The sequence below is a fragment of the Dyadobacter sp. CY345 genome, from assembly GCF_021502725.1.
In the GTDB taxonomy this organism is placed as follows: domain Bacteria; phylum Bacteroidota; class Bacteroidia; order Cytophagales; family Spirosomataceae; genus Dyadobacter.
Map to the genome: position 1 here is coordinate 555933 of NZ_JAKFFS010000003.1, position 16858 is coordinate 572790.

Sequence of the window (16858 nt, forward strand, 5' to 3'; positions counted from 1 at the left end):
GCGATGCCCTATGTTAAGGTATGTCGGCCTTTCAGGCCTAGTTGGTCTTGACTTCGTCGGATGGAGATTTTGCGTAGGCTTTGCTGTAATTCCGCAGTTTTTGTGGTCCAATCGCCCATTCAATTCCTCCAAGAATATGCTTTCTTAAGTCGTCTTTTAAATAGTCATCTTTTTCATGTCCTATGGAAGTGTAAAACGCACGTCCGCCATCGTACTCATGCCACCAAACAGACGGGAATACCGTTCCAAAAGTATCAAGCGCTTTTCCCGCAGGTTTTTGAATCGAGGTGTGATCGTTGACCGCCAGAACGTTCAGGTTTACGCTCATTTCTTTCAAAAAATAAAACTCATCTTTTTCACGATCCCACTTTTTTGGTAAATGTGCCAGTGACGGATTTTTTGAGTCAAGAATATTTACCGAAAAACTTTGTCCCGGTTCATGCCAGAAAAATGTTCCTCCCAGCATATTTTTAAACCATGTCCAGCTCCTTTCTGTACCACAAGCTGAGTGTAATCCAACGAAATTTCCACCAGCCTGTATGTAGCGCATCAGAGCAACGCGTTGAGCATCAGTATCAAAAACGTCATTATTGGTATTTGAAAAAACCAAGGCATCATATTGTTTCAGATTTTCATCTGTAAATTTTGATGGATCGTCGCTTACATCAACAACAAAGCCATGCTGTTTTCCCAAAGCCTGAATCGCCTCAACAGAATTGGCAATATTGTCATGTACATAACCTTTTCCATTTTTAGTATAAACCAGAATTTTGACCTTATTCCATTTTATCTTTTGTGCGTGTACTGGAAAAGTGAAAAATGCCAATGCAAGAAGCAGAACGAAACATGCTAAATTTCCATAGGGTTTTCTCTTCATTACTAAATGTTCGTTTTAAGGTTAAGGAATAAAATGTTTAAAAACCTATGGAATTTCCACCATCAACAGGAAGCGACACACCGGTAATGAATTTTGCGGCACTGGAAGCCAGAAATACCGCGGCCCATCCGATATCTTCTGGTTTTCCCCAGGTACCCATGGGTGTTCGGTCCATTGCTTTGTCCCGCCGGGAAGGATCTCCGTTCATGGCGGTTAGCATCATGGGCGTTTCTATAAATCCTGGTGCAACGGCATTGATCCTTACGTTATATGGAGAAAATTCAGTCGTTAAAGCCTTTACCATACCTGCAATAGCTGATTTGGAAGCAGTATATGCTACAACCCGGTCAATTCCATAAATAGCGGCCATGGATGTGATCATGATAATGGAGCCGGATTTTCGTTCGATCATTCGTTTTCCACATTCACGTGTCATGGAGAAAACAGCATGTAAGTTCGTTTGTATGACCTTGTCAAAATCAGCGTCCGTCACTTCCACAGCAAATTTCTTCATATTGATTCCGGCATTATTTACCAGAATATCAATCGGTCCGCATTGTTTTTCAATATCAGCCACCAACAATGGAATCGTATCAAGCTGTGTGATGTCATTGACGAAATAAGTAGCTTTCTCCCCTAATTTTTCGACAGCTTCCTGTAAAACGGATTCTCTGCGTCCAGTTAAAACGACACTTGCGCCAGCGTTTACCATACATTGTGCAATGTGAAACCCGATGCCGCTACCACCACCGGTTATCAGGGCGACTTTTCCTTCAAGTGAAAAAACTGAGGGTTGTAATTGATCTTCTTTAAATATTGATTCCGGCATTGTATTAACTGATAGTTGGTAAAAGTTTTTCAAAATCGGCTTGACTAGACCAAGTCGGAGGCGACTATTTTTAAACCAATGAAGGAGATCGGGCTATTGCCATTTCTAATCCACGTAATTCGGCAAGTGCTTTCAAACGCCCGATCGCTGAATAACCCGGGTAGGTTTTCTTCTGCAAATCATCCAGCATCTGGAAACCGTGATCCGGTCGCATGGGTAATAAACTATCAGCATATCCCGCGGATTTTCTTCTATTCTCTTCTGTCAATAATGCCTTAACAACTTCGTACATATCGACATCACCGTTTAAATGTGGCGCTTCATGGAAATTTCGCGTTCCTTCTTCCCGTTTTGTAGTGCGTAAATGAACAAAATGGATTCTGTCGCCAAATCTTTTGATCATACCAGGCAGGTCATTATCTTCCCGGACACCTAGCGAGCCCGTGCAAAAAGTAATTCCATTTGCTCTAACATCGCATGCTTTCATTAATTGATCGAGGTCAGATTCTGTACTCACTACGCGAGGCAGTCCCAGTAGTGAACGTGGAGGATCATCGGGATGTATGCAAAGATTGATACCCACTTCCTGCGCAACAGGAGCTACTTTTGAAATGAAATAATAGAGGTTTTTTCTTAACTGAACATCGTCTATATCAGCATATTCATCAAGTAAACTTTGAAAAATATTTAAATCAAAAGCCTCCTCAGAACCTGGCAAGCCTAATAAAACGGTGTTTGTCAGGACCGAAAGCTGATAATCGGACATACTCCGAAATTTACTCTCTGCGGCAATCCTTGTTTCCGGTTCGTAATCTGCTTCTGCATTTGGCCTTTTTAAAATGAACAAATCAAAAATGGCAAAATCAATCCAGACAAACCGAAGCGTTTTTGAACCTTCCGGCAATTGATAATCCAGAGAAGTTCGCGACCAGTCAAGTACGGGCATAAAGTTGTAACAAACGGTTTTGATGCCGGAAGCTGCAAGATTTCGCAGAGACTTTTTATAATTGTCTATATAAAACTCACGCGATGAAAGCCCTTTTTTTATATCCTCATGTACCGGGAGACTTTCGACAACAAGCCATTTTAACGCGGAAAATTGGTTATTCTTTTCTTGGATAAGTCGTTTTCTTTCCTCGATCGCTTGTGAATTCCAGATATCCCCAACCGGAATCTGGTGCAGGGCGCTCACGACTCCGCTGCATCCGGCCTGACGAATATCCATCAATGAAACCGGATCATTTGGGCCGAACCAACGCATTGTATGTATCATGCCTCGTATTGAAATTTGTTTTAATCATATAAATATCTAAATATTAATTTGCATTGCAACCGATTGCAAAAATTATTTTGATCAACCATTTTTTTGTTACCTTTCATGATAAATCGCCCTGACAGCATGGAAAAAGAAGTTACAATCTATGATATCGCTAAAATTCTGGAAATATCTCCGGCAACAGTCAGCAGAGCTTTGAACGATCATCCCGCCATTAATAGTAAAACCAAAATTATGATTGGTGCGAAGGCCGCTGAAATGGGCTATCGCTCCAATACTTTCGCAAGCAATCTTCGCCGCCGCAGTACAAATACCTTGGGCGTCATTGTTCCACGCCTGAACAGTCATTTTATGTCAGCTGTTTTGGCGGGAATGGAACAGGAAGCAAACGAATCAGGATATAACTTGCTAATCAGCCAATCTCTGGAGTCTGCGAAAAAGGAAGTTTCTAATGCAAAAACAATGTTTAATAGCCGTGTGGATGGTCTGCTGGCATCTGTTGCTTATGATACGGAAACGTTTGATCATTTTGAAAACTTCATAAAAAAAGGAGTTCCTGTATTATTTTTCGACCGGATCATCGATCATCCAAAATGCAGTGGCGTGATTATTGACAACGAACTTGCAGGTTTTGAGGCCACTTCTCATTTAATTGATCAGGGATGCAAACGGATTATGCATGTAACCGGAAATTTGAAACGAAACGTTTATTCCGGGCGTCTGCACGGATACCAAAATGCACTAATAAAAAACGGAGTAGAAGTTGAGGAAGATTTGGTTTTGATAACTGATTTAAGTCAGGAAGCCGGAAAATTTGTTGCTCAAAAAATTAATGAAATGAAGGTTCGGCCTGATGGAATTTTCATTTCCAATGATATCTGCGCTGTCAATTGCATGAAAGCATTGAAAGAAAAAGGATTTAATATTCCGGATGATATTGCGGTAGTTGGTTTTAATAACGACCCCGTTTCCCAGGTTATAGAGCCTAATTTAACAACAGTATATTATCCTGGTCAGCAAATGGGTGAAGCAGCCGTAAGAACTTTGGTGAATCATTTAAAAGGGATAGAACCAATTAATGTTTCAAACAGAACTGTGCTTGAATCCCGGCTCATTATACGAGCGTCTTCTTTGAAAAATTTTTCCGTTTAGAGTAGTTAAATACTCATTTTATACTCGTTTTATACTCACTTTTTATTCTTTCCACAAATTCCGCAGAACCCCACCAGCAGAAGAGGCAATTTTCTCGGTGTCAAAGCTGTTTTCTCTCAAAAGAGAATTTACAAACTTAATACGGCCATTTTCTTTACCTCGTTCGATTCCCTTTTTTCAGCCCGGTCCAGTAAAAACTCTTCAATTCTCATAGTCCGGTTGTTTTGTGTGATTTCATCGATTTGCTGATCAAATTTAAAACGATTTCCATAGTGTGTCATTGCGTTTCGTGACCGCAAAGTAGATATTACTTATTATCCGCAAAGTTCTAAGAATCATTTGATTAAAATATTACCTATTGCAATATGGGCTTAGGATTTAATTAATAAAAATGTATTTTTGAAAAAAAAGAAATCTGTCATGGAAGCAGTAACCGAAAAACTTCACAGCCTGGAAGAATACTTTAAGTTTTGCGAAACGCAAGAAGGACGTTTCGAATTCGTAAACGGAGAATTAATCGAGATGTCAGGAGAATCGGTTACAGCAAATCAGATTGCTGGAAATATTCATCGCTATATAGGAAATCTTCTGGAAGATCGACCGTATATTTTTGTTCAAAATTCTGTTAAGTTGCAGGTAAGCCAGGATAGGATTTTTCGTATTCCTGATTTTCTGATATTTAAAGAGTCCGGAAATAAGATAAAATATGCAACAGAGCCAGTTCTCATCGTGGAGGTTATTTCAGAAAGCACGGAAAAAACAGATAGAATAATTAAACTTAATGAGTATCGGTCAATCCCCTCTTTGCAGTACTATCTGATCATTGAACAGTCCAGTTGCCTTGTTGAAGTTTACATTCGCGAAGAAGAACGCTGGTATGTCGAGTTCTTCGATACTTTGGATGGCATTGTTTCGCTGCCATACTTTGGCTTAAAATTACCGCTCTCGACTGTTTACAAAAAAATCACTTTTCAGAAAGAGTCTTAATGTTTCGACAGATATTCTTTTATAAATATTTGTAACGAGGCATTCTTCCCATTTTCTGATTCTACCAATCTGTTGAAGGCAAACATTTTTCCATCAGGCGACCATACGATATTTGTTGGAAAGTGATTCGTAGCCTTTGTTAATGTTTCAATCCTATCTCCGAAAGTTTCCTTTCCTATCTTGCATAAAATAATGCTGCCGTTCAAAGTATAACTCAGATGGTTACCATCCGGATGCCAGCGTAAGTTCCCGGATACGTCTGATTCATGGTAGGTTAATTGTTCTGGTACGCCACCAGCTGGTGAAATCAAAAAAACCTGCTCAATACCTTTTTCATCCTTCGAAATAAACGCAAGTAACCTGCCATCGGCCGATGAGCGGACAATTTCCGAACATCCTGGAAATTTTTGGTTAGCAGTAAAAGTCAACCGTCGCTGAACAGTTCCTTTTGGAGGCATCGGAAAATCAGTGTCTGTTCCTTCCAACGGCCCAAGATCTCCGGGTTTCGTGATGTCTTCGGGGATGTCTACGATAAAAACTTCATGAACACTTTTTCCATTTTTATCAGTGACAGTTCCCAGAAAAGCTCTTGCCATCTGCATTTTACCATCAGGACGTCGATAGCCGTTTACGCCAACCCAACTATCACTGGCCGCATGACTAATTTCATCACTGCCAGGCTTTGGCTGAGGCACTACGCGAACCACCAGTGCACTGAACCACTCCCCGGAAATGTTTTCCGGATTTTTGTTTACCGAAACCGGTTGTATTTTTTTTGAAACACCAATAGACCGCAGATTTCTCATGGTTCCGGTGGAGTCTTCCAGTGCTTTTAAAATGGCATCATTATAAGTGAAACCGATCCAATTTCCATCTCCACTCCATTCGTGCCGATGGGTTCCTCCTCGCAAAGCGCCGGCCGTAAAAGGAGGGATAACATCCCGGGAATCCATAAAAATTGGCACATTTGGATTTGAATCTTCAATAATTACACCCGTCCTACGCCATTGCTGATATGGATTCTCTCTCGTACTATTTGCCAGTCCATGAATAAACACCACTGAATTAGTATTAGGACCGTAGCTGACTGCGCCTGCTCCGGGTCCCCAGATTTCGTTGTTTTTTATTTCAAAAAGAGTCTTTATTTCGCCAGTTTCAATATTTACCATTTCAATTCTGGGTGAAGCCGCAATGCCACCTTCGTCAGTTCTGGTATCGTATACGAGCCATTTGCCATCCGGGGAAAAATTATCATTATTATCCAGATCGTGATTGTAGGTCAGATCGTGGGTAATTTGTTTTTCGTCGTTTTCTTTTTCCGATTGGCGGGCTGGTGTAGACATAAAAAGTGATAACAGGTACAAAGACAAAGATAAGTTGTTCATTTTTTATGGGCTATTTTACAGGCGAACTAATCACGCCGAGATACCTTCCCAGCCAATAAGGCAAAAGCCAGATGTCGCCTGCACTTTCCTCAGATGTCCCGCCAACTCCATTTCTGTCAAGATCGAAAGTATTGCTATTATGACGTTTAATTGGTCTTTCATCGGGAGGCAGAACTTCCTTTGTAGTTTGCCTGCGAAAATTTGGCTCAATCAATTCGATGTCTTTTCGATGACTGTTTTTGATCGACCAGTTGATCATGTCAAGCGGATATTCGCGTAAGTACCAAACCGCTTCGTTTAAATCAAATTCATTTGTGCCGGTTAGCGCGGTGAAAATATTCCAGGCACCTTCTTTTTCCGGACGTTCAGCTTGCCAATGGTCAAGGATTTGTTTCTTGTAAGCGGCTTTCAGCGTGTCGTTAAACGCATAACGGTATAATCCCCAATATCCTACAAAATACATTTCGTCGTCCGAATGATTCCAGCCCTCCGACATATTTTTAGCATGTTCGTCAGCATCGTCCGGTGCTTTTCCAATTGCACTCATCGGGCGCATCATGTTTTCGTAATAACCGAATTTATTCATCAGCTCAAACGCTTTAGTTTTATACTTCTCTTTTTTTGTAAAATAATAAGCGGTTTGAAGCATTGAAATAATATTGGAAGAATTCAATTTTCTGTCACCAACATTGGTCGGAAATGCATTAACATATTTAGGATTCCATTTCCCCCATGTCGTCGGTTTTCCATCAAAATCGATCAGGTACATATCATTTTTTACAATATGTGACATGACGGTATCAATCAACGAAACCGCGCGTGATTTCATGGAAACATCATCAACTAATTCTGCCATGGCGCCGAAGGCGAAAATATGCCCGATAATTTCGTCACTGCTCGTGGTAGATTTCCAATCCCATTCTTTTTCCGGACTGTGTTGCCAGCGTTCCGGATCGGAAAGATTGTTAATATGCCCGCTGCGTTCGAAGGATCGGGAAGGGAAACCGGGCACAGGATTGATCGTATACAATCTCTCTATTGCATCCAGAGACTCACGACAATTTTGCAGTGCGGCTGAATCTTTCGTAACAGCATATCGAAAAATTTCGCCTCCCAGATACATAGAAGTCCAGAGTCCGTCGTTGTCTGAATCGGACATATAGCCAGTTGCCAGGTCTCCATGTTTCATGTTGTCAAGCGCAGCATTGAATCCATTTCGGATATGCCTTGACCGAACTTGCTCATCAAAATAAACGGCCTTTTCCTGAAGTGTCATTTCTTTGAAAGAAATTTGCCCCAGACCAGCTGTCGTTAATACCAAAACGGAGTTTCCCGGTCCTGCTGAAATATGGATCACTTTATTTCCTGGCAGCCATCTTTCTCCATTATAGTAATCAAATTTCCCACTATCACGTAGCGTAAAAGCACCTTCATTTGATCCAAACCAAAGCTTTTCACCTATTGCCTGAATGGCGGTAATATGTGTGACCGGAAGTTTTTTATTTATTTCACCCACCTGTTTTTTAGTAACAGGATCATAAACCAGATATCCGTCTGTTGTCCCGATATAGATTTTCTGATCTTTATCAAAGATATCAAAAGAGGTGAAATTTGAACCCTCAAAAACCTTTGAAAGATTATTTTCGGCTGATAATTTGGACAGTGTTTTATTGCCAAGAATCCAGAAGATATTAGTTTCCTCGTCGTAGCGTATTCCCAAAATCTCGTCGTTTTGTAAAGATCCGCTCCAAAGGATTTTGGAATTTTTTATAAGTTGAAGTGATTTTCCATCTGAAATCAGAAAGGAAAAATCTTTTCCACCTTCAAATATTTTCGCTGCCGGTAAAGTGTGTCTTGAGAATAATGTTCCTGCCCACGCATTACTGAATACGACAGAATCGCTAAGATATACGAACTGCTTTTGATAGACTCCTGTCGCAGCATTTTTTTTGTCACGCATAAACCGGTAAGAATTATCCGGCACGATTGAACCATGATATAATAACCGCCCGTCAGAAGGATGTTGAATCCCTTCTTTTGAGAGAATTTTTATCACGCCGTTACGATCTGCATAAGCCTGAAGCAAATTTGTTTTAGCCGTATCAGAATAATATTTAACACTGAAATCTTGTATAAATGGCTTGTCCACATAAACGGACTGTTTCAGCGAAGACTTGCTGCATGAAAAAAAACAGGCTCCGGATAAAAGGAAGAGTGTAAAAAAAGAAAATATCTTGCGCATATAGAAGAGGTAAAGGATTTCAGCAGAGTTTATAATTACTTAACCAAATTTTTTGGATCGACGACTACGTATTTGATGGATTTCTTTTGTTTTTCAGGATGATAAGAATAGGTCATATGCAGCAGTCCATCCGATGTTTGGATCAGCGAAGGATAAGAGTAGTTGCCTTTTTTGGATAAATCATTTTCAATAAAAGTTTTCCATTTCCAGGTTTTTCCTTCATCATCCGAAATGCGGAGGCTGAGCTGATATCTGCCATCGTCGATGTCATTTCCGAGAAAAGCCCATTTCCCGTCCCGCAAAACCAGAAGTTCGACACTTGCCGTATTGGGAATATCCGTCTTCGAAGTTGCAGTCCAGCTTTCACCATTGTCAGCGGATTCACTGATATGAACGCGGTTCGGATAATTTCCACTATCGCGCATGAGTGCAACGAGAGTGCCGTCCTTCTTTTTTGCAAGCGCAGGCTGAATCGGGCCGCGGCCAACTACCGGCTTGCCGGGCCGCCATGTTTCACCATCATCATCAGAAATTGCCATCATCGAAAGGTTAAATCCATCCGAATAAAGCGGAAGAACAATCCTTTTGTTTTCAAGTAAAAGTGGTTTGATGCGGGTCATCCAGCCGATACTTCTTTTTGCAATTTCCTGGCTCGCTTCAATAATTAAATCATCATACTTTGGTGCGTAACCAGCCCAGCCAGTGCCTGATTTAGGTAGCGATTTAAATTTTGCGATAATCTCTTCCGAAAATTGTTTATCTGGTTTTAGCAAAATAATATCCTGCCAATTCCAGACAGGCGCGCCTGGTTTTTCAAACTCGACTGACGTTTTAACCCGTAGAATCGATTGCTCCCAAAGATTCGCCTGCACGGCGATCCAGACTAAAAAAAGTTTCCCCTTTGCGTTTAAAAACAGTACCGGATTGCAGTCGGGAATGAGCGGAGTATCGGCCATAAGAAAAGGTTCTCCCCAGGATTTTCCTCCTTTCTTCAAGCGGGCTCCCATTATTTTCACGTCATCAGCTGTTCTTTCTCCGCTGCCTTCAAACCAGGCAACGAGGAAATCTCCGTTGGGTAAACTGACGAGGCTACTTGCATGAACGTGTTTTTCCTGCAGAGGAAAAATTAGAGATTCCTCAACAATGGATTTATGCTGCGCGAACAGCGTAGCTTGTGATAGCAGATAACTAATGCAAAACGCAATCAGGATTTTCATAGGGTAGGGAATACTTTTATAGGTTACGGCGTTAAATCGACATTTCCCTTAAACAGAGATGCTGTCAATTTTTTGTATTGTGAAAAGTCGGGAATGAGTAATTGTGCTCCGGCGCGCACCAGACGAGGTCGTTTTGCCGGATTATGGCCAAAACGTTGAATTTCATTACTTGTGATACCAATAGCCAGGCCGCCTGCGCGACGGCCTTCTCTTATTTCATCCGGCCCATCACCAAAAATGACCAGTTCGTTTCCTTCTAAACTATTTTCCCGGATAATTTTTTCAATAACCAGTTTTTTGGAAAAGCTGCTATAATCTTTCAATGCGCCATAAATGCCGCCCTCAAAAAGATGAGCATATCCCAGTTTTTTCGCCTCATTAATGACGTCTGCTTCGTCTGTTCCACTCGCAAGATAAAGTTTGACGCCACGTGATTTTAGCTCGTGAAGAAATGTAACAGCGCCTTTGATGGTATAATCTTCCTGACTCAATTCGCCGGCTTCAAGCTTTTGCATTCTTTGATTAACCAACGCCATTAACGCGTTATTGTACAATTCTTTATATGCAAATTTGTCAAGGATTTCACTTTCAGGGACAAACCCAAATTCGCCTACTAATTCGACAAGACCCTCCATTTGGTATATCGTCTGAATACCAGTGGTTTTTTGAATAAACTCCCGCACACGCTCCTGGACGCCCTGGAATGTGATGAAATCGATGGAGTCGAATTGGTTACCAAGAATTGATTTCATCATTACAGGTTCCATAATCTCCTCCCACCCCTGCCGCAAAGAACTGATCGTGCCGTCGTGATCAAAAACGGCATAACGGATATGTCCTAAACTGTTAATGATCTCCGGACTGCAAATTTCAAATTCAGTTCCTGGGAAGTATATAGCTAAGCGTTCATTTTCAGCCAGATCGGCATTGTATACAAAATCAGGGTCAACGCTAATTTTTCGGATCTCATCGGCATTGGCAGTGCCGGTTGTATATAATTTTTGAACGGTAACGGCAGCTGCAAAATTGGCAAACATCGCGGCGTCCCGAGCTGGAATTCCTGCCGCCAGACATAATGTAATCGCGCTGATCGTTGTATCGCCTGCGCCGACAGTATCCAGTTTTCCTTTTAATTGTAAGCCGTGAATTTCATAAACGCCGGTCGCATCAAACGCCAGTATTCCCCGTTCTCCACAAGTAACGAAAACTGGTTTCTGCGTTTTACTAAAAACCGCGCTGCCATACTTTTTTACGTCTTTTGTAGAAATTGATTCGTCAGACTTTACAGATATGCCTAATAAAGTGGCAGTTTCCCGGTCATTCGCTTTTCGATAAGTATTCTCAAAACGGTTATTATAATGCCTGGAATCAAGCATCACTATTTTTTGACTGTATTTTTCAAACAGGATATTGGCTTCGTCTATAAATGATTCATTATTTATACTCCCCGGAACCTGTTGATTAAAAATCAGTGCGTCATATTCTTTCAGTGTTTCTTCGATGGACTGTAAAAGTTTTCGATCAGTATCGAGACTTCTTTTGTTGGAAAGACCAAAATCGATTCTCGGTTGTTCTTTCCCGTCGACATGCCGCTTTAAATAACTATAAGTATCGAAATCTTTATCCTGAATGTAAAGAGACAAAGTGTCGGCGCCCAGATTTTGCAACTGCATGTTCAGCTCACGGCCATGAATATCATCACCAATTACGCCAATTACCTTTATTTTGGCTGGTCTTAAAGCCGCCAGATTAGCGACCACATTTCCAGCTCCTCCCGGACTGTAATAATGTTTTGAGACAGTCTCTACTTTTAATCCGGTTTCGATTGAAATTTCAGAACCGCCTTTGTCCATAATCCAATAAGAATCGAGACAAAAGTCGCCATAGACAGCAATCTTGACAGCTGAAATTTTTCCAAGGATATCTTCGAGCTGAATTTGATTCATTATCGATTTTTAAAATGTAAAAGCTGAATCGACACGTGTGATACTCGCCAGCGTAAGGTTTTAGATAATACTCTTCTTTATCGGAGGTGGACTATTATCAATTCGATTTTTAAAATTGTGAGACAAGTATCGCCAGCATTTTAAACAGTGGACAGTTCCGTGTATATATATGTATAACTGCGTAAAATATGCAGTTGGAGTGTGTATGAGTCTTTTCTGATAAAAAATCATTACCAATTCATTAATAAAATGTTCTTTGCGCAAATTGAAGATCATTTTACGCAAGTTGCGATCTGAATTTTAATTTTGATCTGTAAATTTATAATCATAATTCTACTGGCATCGATCAACTTTTAAAGTTTCGTTAATTATCAAGTTTATAATTAAAGCTGATAATCTAACATTTCACAATTCTTAATAATACGAGGCATATTTTCATTTACATTAAATGACTCAATTATTCATTTTCAAAAGTTGATTTGTATTAATTTTTGGAAATAGTAATTGATCATTGATTCTAAAATGTTATTAACGTACTCTGTTGATTTGACTTAACCATTACAATCGTGGCCCTTCCAGATGAAAATGTGCTGATTAAAGTGATGCAAGGCGATGAGTCGGCATTTGCAGCACTATACAGCTATTATAAAGTACCTGCACTTCGCTTCTCGATTTCATTACTGAAAGATGAAGAAGAAGCTGAAAATATGGTACAGGATGTATTTGTTAAAATTTGGATGAAACGGGATCATATTAAACCCGATCATAACTTCAACGCTTACCTTTTCACTTGCCTTCGTAATATGGCATTTGATCATTTTAAGAAGCTGGAAAAAAATGAGTTTCTCCGCAAACAATACATGGAAGTTATGACAGCGGCAGCAGATGATGAGAAGGAAGAAAAGGAGAGACGAATTTATTTGATACAAACAGCCATAGATTCGCTATCTCATAAAAGAAAACAAATACTTCGGCTCAATATTGAAGAAGGAAAATCGTATCAGGAAATCGCTGAGTTTTTGCTTATATCCAAAAATACTGTGAAGAATCAACTCGTAAAGGCGAAGCAAATTTTGAGAGAAAAAGTAGATTTTGCCGCAGTATGAGATTAGAGATTATCAAATCAACCCAATACCTCTACTTCTAAATTCCTAAACCACAAAAAAGGAGCCTTTTGGCTCCTTTTTTGTTCAAGTTTTATATATTTTTTTATTTTAACTCTGCTAGTTTTTCCAGGTCGAGATCGGAAAGTATACTTTTGAGCTGCTCCATCGAAACATTGTCACCATTGACATTAACCACAAAACGATCGCCTACCAAAACATTTAATTCTCCTGACTTGCTTTCGTTATTGTACTTTTCGTAACCTTTATAGCCTTCTATTTTTGTCGTTTTTTCATAACCCTTATCGGTCTCTTTGTCGATATCGGCCATGGTCCAGGCAGCCAGAGCCATTGTACCCACTCCCGCTACACCGCCGGTATCAAATATTTCAATATGAACGGACTCATCTGAATTGCCTGCGTACGTGGCTTCGGCCCGCGAAATGGTGAAGCCCATTGCTCCATTTTTCTCTCCGGAAGATTCTTTTCGTTCTAGTCCTAAAACTTTTTCAGGAAGTAGTTCTTTTAATTCCCTAAAATTTACGGGATCTACGGCCGGTTTGGTTTGCATCGTTTTTGCCTGATCAGCGAATTGTTGTAACGCATCCACGGCCGTCTTTGGTTCTTCTTTTTCTTCCTGCTTTTGCTCTTCATTTTTTCCGCCACATGCCGACAGGAAGAAAACTGACGCCAAAGCCATAGGAAGGATAAATCTTTTTTTCATACGATCAAGTTTAGGTATTACATGGTATATGCAATATAATCTAAAAATGCCTGCTTTGATAATCATGAAGTTAACTGCGACTATATTACTGCTACCCTATTTTTTGAATCGCGTGTTTTCTTGATTGTATGATAAAAAATAAGCCTAATAAGACCACAGGGATACTTAAAATCTGTCCCATGTTCAGCGCATAGTTTGCCTCAAAAGCTTCCTGGTTTTCTTTCAAAAATTCATAGAGGAAACGAAGTGTAAATACCCAAACGAAGAAGATACCAACCAACAAACCACGCGGGGTTTGTTCCTTAAATTTGTTCCACAAAGCCAGGAGAATAAAAAAGAGTACAAAGCAGGAAATGGACTCATATAGCTGAGCCGGGTGTCTTGGGATCTGTAAAAACTCAGTGTTTTTCATAAAAATAAATCCCCAGGCAACATCGGTCGGGCGGCCAACAATTTCGGAATTCATAAGATTTCCGAGACGGATAAAGGAACCGGCAAGTGCTACCAAAATAACCATACGATCCGCGACCCAAAGAAATGTCTGGCCGGTTGCTTTTCGGGATCTGGAATAAAGATATAGCCCGGTGACAATTCCAATAACGGCACCGTGACTGGCGAGCCCTGCATAGGGCGGAAGGATTACTTCCAGCGGATTTTTGAAAAGAACTTCCGGTTCGTAGAATAAAAAGTGGCCGACGCGTGCTCCTACAACAGTTGATATCACCATATACAAAGTCAGCGCATCAATATCTTCAAGAGGCTTTTTCTCTTTTTTAAAGATATGAATCATAATTTGTTGCCCGATTAAAAAACCAGCGGCGAAAAGAAGTCCATACCAACGAACGGGAAAAGGGCCGAACCCCAGGAATTCAGGGATTGTAAAGATTTCGGGATTTACGTCCCAAATTATATAGGAAATCATGCGTTTATGATGTTAATTGTCAAAGATAATATTTTACACAACGAAGCAAAATGAAATTTTTACTCATTGGATTGGTCCGGATTTATCAAGGTGTTCTGTCACCTTATCTGCCTAATTCATGTCGTTATACGCCCACTTGTTCGCAATATATGATTCAGGCCATAACAAAATACGGCGTGTTAAAAGGTGTGCCGATGGGTTTAAAAAGATTCTCCCGTTGCCATCCGTGGGGCGGTCACGGGCATGATCCTGTTCCCTGATCATTACCGAAAAATTAGCTAAATTTATCCAATTGCAACTTTTCTTAATATCGAATCAATAATTGTTGTGGTCTTTACCCCGTCCGCCTCTGCCTCATAATTTAGCATGATCCTGTGGTTCATAATATCCGGGGCTAGTGCTTTAATGTCTTCCGGTAATACATAATCACGACCTTCCAGATATGCCAGAGCTTTTGCCGCGCGGTTGAGATAAATTGTTGCACGTGGGGAAACGCCAAACTGAATATACCTTGCCTCGTCACGCAGACCATATTCCAGGGGCCTTCTCGTGGCAAAAACCAGCTCAATAATATAACGTTCCAGTGTTTCTGAAATATTCACTTTATTGACATTTTCCCGGATTGCAAAAAGATCCTGCTTGTTAAGAATTGGCTTGATCTGATAATCAAAAGTGATATCCGACATGCGGCGCATTACTTCCAGTTCTTCCTGTTTATTTAAATAATCGACGTACACTTTCATCATGAAACGGTCGATCTGAGCTTCCGGGAGAGGATATGTCCCTTCTTGCTCAACCGGATTTTGCGTGGCTAATACGACAAAAGGTTTATCCAGATAGTAAGTTTGGTCACCAATTGTTACCTGCTTTTCCTGCATCGCTTCCAACAAGGCAGATTGTACTTTTGCGGGAGACCGGTTAACTTCATCTGCCAAAATAATATTGGAAAAAATCGGCCCTTTTTTTACTTCGTAATCGCCAATTTTTGGCTTGTAAATCATGGTTCCAATTAAATCGGCAGGCAGAAGATCTGGTGTAAACTGTATACGGCGAAAATCGAGTTGTAAAACTTTTGCCATAACATTGATGGTCAAGGTTTTAGCAAGTCCTGGTACGCCTTCCAAGAGAATATGGCCGCCAGTAAAAAGCCCGATAAGCAGACGGTTGAGCAGTCTGTCCTGCCCAACAACTACTTTGCCCATTTCATCAAGTACTTCTTTTATTTTTTCTAAATACATGAGGCGTTATTTATAACACGGAATATTCCGGGTTAGCACAGAAATAATTCGAAAGCTTTCTGAAAAAATTATTTCCAAACGGCTCTGACGAATCGGTCTTTTCCGTGAATATCACGCAGGATTTCAACCTGAGAATAATTTCTTTCTTCAAAAACCTGCTTTGTTCCCGCGCCAAAATGCTCATTTATTTCAACATAACATTTTCCGCCCGGTTTTATATGATGCACACCGAAGTCGGCAATGGCTTTATAGAACAATAACGGATCACTATCTTCCACAAAAAGTGCTTCATGCGGCTCAAAACGGAGCACGTTTGGGCGCATATGTTCTGCTTCCGAATAGGTTACATACGGAGGGTTACTGACCAGACAGTCAAATTTTATAACATTTCCCGGTAACGGAAAAGTTACATTCAGCATATCCTGTTTCGCAAACTGAACATCTGCAATAAGTTGGCGGGCATTTTCACGTGCTACAGAAAGTGCTTCGTCGGAAACGTCCCAGGCGTGAACTGTCACATGCGGCAGGAAACGAGCGAGAACGATTGCAATACAGCCACTTCCGGTACCAATATCCAGGATCGCAACATCTTTATCGGGCTCAGCGTAGTCGCGTGTTACCATCTGAACCAACTCTTCGGTTTCTGGTCTTGGGATTAAAACAGATGAAGAAACCCGAAATTCAAGACCGCAAAATTCTGTTGTTCCGATGATATGCTGAACGGGCTCGTTGTTGTTCAGTCTTGAAATAATATTTTCCCAATCCGGTTGCGCAGTATTTTCAGGAATAGGGCGATCCACCAAAACATCTATATTTCTTATCCGCATGTAATGTTCCAATAACATAAAGGTTATGGCCTGGGATTCTTTGGGCGGATAGACATTAATTCCACTTACAATATGTTGATATAACTGACGAGCCGAAGTCATTTTTAGTTGATTTTTTATTCTGATGTCGGAA

15 protein-coding genes are annotated in these 16858 nt (G+C 40.6%); 4 read left to right on the plus strand and 11 right to left on the minus strand.

Annotated elements, in window-relative coordinates:
- Window positions 1-37: 37 nt before the first annotated feature.
- The 3 genes from L0657_RS16180 to uxuA form a co-directional block, all read right to left on the minus strand.
- Window positions 38-877, minus strand: a complete 840-nt coding sequence (locus L0657_RS16180) for a ThuA domain-containing protein (RefSeq protein ID WP_235151822.1) — start codon at window positions 875-877, stop codon at window positions 38-40.
- A gap of 37 nt (window positions 878-914) precedes the next feature.
- Entirely contained in the window at window positions 915-1706 is a 792-nt protein-coding gene (locus tag L0657_RS16185; RefSeq protein WP_235151823.1) for an SDR family NAD(P)-dependent oxidoreductase, read from the minus strand.
- 70 nt (window positions 1707-1776) lie between these two features.
- Window positions 1777-2979 (minus strand): mannonate dehydratase, encoded by a 1203-nt coding sequence (gene uxuA / locus L0657_RS16190; RefSeq protein ID WP_235151824.1) that lies wholly within the window; start codon window positions 2977-2979, stop codon window positions 1777-1779.
- A gap of 126 nt (window positions 2980-3105) precedes the next feature.
- Between uxuA and L0657_RS16195 the strand changes: the two genes are divergently transcribed.
- Together L0657_RS16195 and L0657_RS16200 are read left to right on the plus strand one after the other, a co-directional pair.
- Complete coding sequence (locus L0657_RS16195) at window positions 3106-4134, plus strand: LacI family DNA-binding transcriptional regulator (protein WP_235151825.1); 1029 nt, start codon at window positions 3106-3108, stop codon at window positions 4132-4134.
- Between the two features lie 420 nt (window positions 4135-4554).
- Complete coding sequence (locus tag L0657_RS16200; protein WP_235151826.1) at window positions 4555-5121, plus strand: Uma2 family endonuclease; 567 nt, start codon at window positions 4555-4557, stop codon at window positions 5119-5121.
- Here L0657_RS16200 and L0657_RS16205 read toward each other — a convergent pair.
- From L0657_RS16205 to L0657_RS16220, 4 genes are read right to left on the minus strand one after another with little or no spacing between them, the layout of a single operon-like run.
- A complete protein-coding gene (locus L0657_RS16205) occupies window positions 5118-6506 on the minus strand; it encodes a DUF3748 domain-containing protein (RefSeq protein ID WP_235151827.1) in 1389 nt (462 codons plus the stop codon). The two genes, L0657_RS16200 and L0657_RS16205, sit on opposite strands and share 4 nt — an antisense overlap.
- A 10-nt stretch (window positions 6507-6516) precedes the next feature.
- Window positions 6517-8748 carry a hypothetical protein gene (locus L0657_RS16210; protein WP_235151828.1) on the minus strand — a complete coding sequence of 744 codons (2232 nt, stop codon included), beginning with the start codon at window positions 8746-8748 and terminating at the stop codon, window positions 6517-6519.
- Window positions 8749-8783: 35 nt separating this feature from the next.
- Complete coding sequence (locus L0657_RS16215; RefSeq protein WP_235151829.1) at window positions 8784-9965, minus strand: exo-alpha-sialidase; 1182 nt, start codon at window positions 9963-9965, stop codon at window positions 8784-8786.
- A gap of 23 nt (window positions 9966-9988) precedes the next feature.
- Window positions 9989-11911 (minus strand): PfkB family carbohydrate kinase, encoded by a 1923-nt coding sequence (locus L0657_RS16220; protein ID WP_235151830.1) that lies wholly within the window; start codon window positions 11909-11911, stop codon window positions 9989-9991.
- Window positions 11912-12477: 566 nt separating this feature from the next.
- Between L0657_RS16220 and L0657_RS16225 the strand changes: the two genes are divergently transcribed.
- Window positions 12478-13017, plus strand: a complete 540-nt coding sequence (locus L0657_RS16225) for an RNA polymerase sigma factor (RefSeq protein ID WP_235151831.1) — start codon at window positions 12478-12480, stop codon at window positions 13015-13017.
- A 103-nt stretch (window positions 13018-13120) separates the two neighbouring features.
- On the opposite strand, the gene L0657_RS16230 is transcribed toward L0657_RS16225, so the two are convergent.
- Entirely contained in the window at window positions 13121-13738 is a 618-nt protein-coding gene (locus L0657_RS16230) for a hypothetical protein (RefSeq protein ID WP_235151832.1), read from the minus strand.
- Window positions 13739-13829: 91 nt separating this feature from the next.
- Entirely contained in the window at window positions 13830-14660 is an 831-nt protein-coding gene (lgt, locus tag L0657_RS16235) for a prolipoprotein diacylglyceryl transferase (RefSeq protein WP_235151833.1), read from the minus strand.
- 50 nt (window positions 14661-14710) lie between these two features.
- On the opposite strand from lgt, the gene yidD reads away from it, so the two are divergent.
- A complete protein-coding gene (gene yidD, locus L0657_RS16240; RefSeq protein WP_137342320.1) occupies window positions 14711-14920 on the plus strand; it encodes a membrane protein insertion efficiency factor YidD in 210 nt (69 codons plus the stop codon).
- A gap of 24 nt (window positions 14921-14944) precedes the next feature.
- Here yidD and L0657_RS16245 read toward each other — a convergent pair whose 3' ends face one another.
- Both L0657_RS16245 and prmC read right to left on the minus strand, forming a co-directional pair.
- Window positions 14945-15898 carry a MoxR family ATPase gene (locus L0657_RS16245; protein WP_235151834.1) on the minus strand — a complete coding sequence of 318 codons (954 nt, stop codon included), beginning with the start codon at window positions 15896-15898 and terminating at the stop codon, window positions 14945-14947.
- 68 nt (window positions 15899-15966) lie between these two features.
- The gene (gene prmC / locus L0657_RS16250) at window positions 15967-16827 is read right to left on the minus strand and encodes a peptide chain release factor N(5)-glutamine methyltransferase (protein WP_235151835.1); all 861 of its coding nucleotides are present in this window, start codon (window positions 16825-16827) and stop codon (window positions 15967-15969) included.
- Window positions 16828-16858: the final 31 nt, after the last annotated feature.

Bases quoted from the DNA above. Each gene is read 5' to 3' on its own strand.
- L0657_RS16180 (WP_235151822.1), bottom strand. From the start codon at position 877: ATGAAGAGAAAACCCTATGGAAATTTAGCATGTTTCGTTCTGCTTCTT.
- L0657_RS16185 (WP_235151823.1), bottom strand. From the start codon at position 1,706: ATGCCGGAATCAATATTTAAAGAAGATCAATTACAACCCTCAGTTTTT.
- uxuA (WP_235151824.1), bottom strand. From the start codon at position 2,979: ATGATACATACAATGCGTTGGTTCGGCCCAAATGATCCGGTTTCATTG.
- L0657_RS16195 (WP_235151825.1), top strand. From the start codon at position 3,106: ATGGAAAAAGAAGTTACAATCTATGATATCGCTAAAATTCTGGAAATA.
- L0657_RS16200 (WP_235151826.1), top strand. From the start codon at position 4,555: ATGGAAGCAGTAACCGAAAAACTTCACAGCCTGGAAGAATACTTTAAG.
- L0657_RS16205 (WP_235151827.1), bottom strand. From the start codon at position 6,506: ATGAACAACTTATCTTTGTCTTTGTACCTGTTATCACTTTTTATGTCT.
- L0657_RS16210 (WP_235151828.1), bottom strand. From the start codon at position 8,748: ATGCGCAAGATATTTTCTTTTTTTACACTCTTCCTTTTATCCGGAGCC.
- L0657_RS16215 (WP_235151829.1), bottom strand. From the start codon at position 9,965: ATGAAAATCCTGATTGCGTTTTGCATTAGTTATCTGCTATCACAAGCT.
- L0657_RS16220 (WP_235151830.1), bottom strand. From the start codon at position 11,911: ATGAATCAAATTCAGCTCGAAGATATCCTTGGAAAAATTTCAGCTGTC.
- L0657_RS16230 (WP_235151832.1), bottom strand. From the start codon at position 13,738: ATGAAAAAAAGATTTATCCTTCCTATGGCTTTGGCGTCAGTTTTCTTC.
- lgt (WP_235151833.1), bottom strand. From the start codon at position 14,660: ATGATTTCCTATATAATTTGGGACGTAAATCCCGAAATCTTTACAATC.
- yidD (WP_137342320.1), top strand. From the start codon at position 14,711: ATGAAATTTTTACTCATTGGATTGGTCCGGATTTATCAAGGTGTTCTG.
- L0657_RS16245 (WP_235151834.1), bottom strand. From the start codon at position 15,898: ATGTATTTAGAAAAAATAAAAGAAGTACTTGATGAAATGGGCAAAGTA.
- prmC (WP_235151835.1), bottom strand. From the start codon at position 16,827: ATGACTTCGGCTCGTCAGTTATATCAACATATTGTAAGTGGAATTAAT.